This window comes from Pseudomaricurvus sp. ABR4_320, from assembly GCF_056159445.1.
On sequence record NZ_JBSWVF010000075.1, the window covers coordinates 1 to 712 of the forward strand.

A 712-nucleotide genomic window follows, 5' to 3' on the forward strand; every position below is an offset into this window, starting at 1 on the left:
AGCTTCAGCAAACTGTTTTCGTTTGCAAAGCCGCCCTTCGTTTTGGTGAGTTTTCTAAATTGGCGATGGACGGCTTCAACGGCATTGGTCGTGTAAATCGCTTTGCGGACGTCTTCAGGATATTTGAAGTAGACCGATAGATTATCCCATTTATTGCGCCATGATTTGATGACAACGGGGTACTGCTTTCCCCACTTAGCCTCGAGGTCGTCCAAGGCGATTTCAGCCGCATTTTTTGTGGCCGCCTTGTACACGGTTTTTAGGTCACTCATGAAAGCTTTCTGATTTTTAGAGGCGATGTACTTCATCGAATTACGGATTTGGTGAATGATGCATAGCTGCACTTCGGTGTCAGGGTAAATGGATTCAATCGCTTCAGGAAAGCCTTTTAGTCCATCGACGCAGGCGATAAGAATATCCTTAACCCCGCGGTTCTGAAGGTCTGTCAGCACGCTCAGCCAATAGTGCGCGCCTTCAGCATCCGATAGATAGAGACCAAGCAGCTCTTTCTTACCGTCAATGTTGAGGGCTAATATGGTGTAAATGGCTTTGCTCACAAAGCGGCCATTTTCTTTGATTTTGAAATGAATGGCATCGAGCCAAACGATGGGGTAGACCGCATCGAGATCGCGCTCTCGCCATGCTTGCAACTCAGGCAACAGCTTGTCAGTGACAGCGTTTAGCGTACCGTTGGAGAACTCGATATCGTAGT

General features: G+C 47.6%; 1 protein-coding gene. It reads right to left on the reverse strand.

The window, feature by feature from the left end; all coding sequences use genetic code 11:
- Positions 1-712: IS256 family transposase (locus ACXAFR_RS27420; protein ID WP_475183363.1), on the reverse strand; the 712-nt coding region annotated here is incomplete at both ends.